Raw genomic sequence first — 942 nt, forward strand, 5'->3', positions numbered from 1 at the left:
GCGTTGCGCAGCACCTCGCCCAGCACATGCGAGATCAGGATGCAGCTTTTGCCGCCGGCGACGAAGCGGCGCACGAAGGCCAGCAACTGGCCCGCCGTATGCGCGTCGAGCGACGATGTCGGCTCGTCGAGGATGACGAGGTCGAGACGATCCTGGGTGACCGTGAAGGCGCGCGCCACTTCGACCATCTGGCGACGGCCGATCGACAGGTCGCCGACAATGTCCGACGCCGAGATGCTATGACCCGGAAAGATCTCGTCGAGCTTGGCGGCGATCAGCTCGGCCGCCTTGCGCCGCCAGCCGAAGCCACGCAGCGAAGCGTGGTTGATGCGTGTGTTCTCGGCGACGCTGAGATTGGGGCACAGCGACAGCTCCTGGAAGACGCAGCGTATGCCGAGCTGCTGCGCGCGCGACACCGAGTAGTTGTCCTCGGTGTCGCCATGCACGCCGATCTGCCCGCTGTCGGGCACCAGCGTGCCCGCCACCATGTGCATCAGCGTCGATTTGCCGGCGCCATTGTGGCCGACGAGCCCGACGCATTCGCCGGGTCCGACGTGAAAATCCACGCCACCCAGCGCGCGAACGGCGCCGAAATGCTTTTCGGCGCCGTTCAGTCTGATGATGTCAGCGTTACCCCTGGGCATGCTCAACGATACTCGCTTGGCGATACGGACGGCAACGCTTGGCCGACATTCACTTGATGTTGGCTTTGATGGCCGCGATCGCGTCTTCCTGCGTGTATTCGTGGCTGGCGACGCCGCCCTTGGGGATCTTTGGCAGCTCGGCCTCGAAATCGTCCTGGGTGAAGGCCAGATACGGCACCAGCAGGTCATGCGGGATGTCGGTGCGGCCGTCGAGCACCTGCTGCGCCACCCAGAAGGCGAGCGACGACACGCCGGGCGCGATCGACGCCGACCATGTCTGGTAGCCGTCCTTCTCCTT

General features: G+C 65.1%; 1 protein-coding gene and 1 pseudogene. Both read right to left on the reverse strand.

Annotated elements, in window-relative coordinates; all coding sequences use genetic code 11:
• A partial coding sequence (locus EN932_RS36955; RefSeq protein WP_164890882.1) for an ATP-binding cassette domain-containing protein occupies positions 1 to 644 on the reverse strand: 644 nt, incomplete at its 3' end.
• A 49-nt stretch (positions 645 to 693) separates the two neighbouring features.
• A pseudogene (locus EN932_RS36960) lies at positions 694 to 942 on the reverse strand (ABC transporter substrate-binding protein); the annotation flags it as partial.

Source organism: Mesorhizobium sp. M7A.F.Ca.US.002.01.1.1, assembly GCF_004022955.1.
Taxonomy (GTDB): Bacteria; Pseudomonadota; Alphaproteobacteria; order Rhizobiales; family Rhizobiaceae; genus Mesorhizobium; species Mesorhizobium ciceri.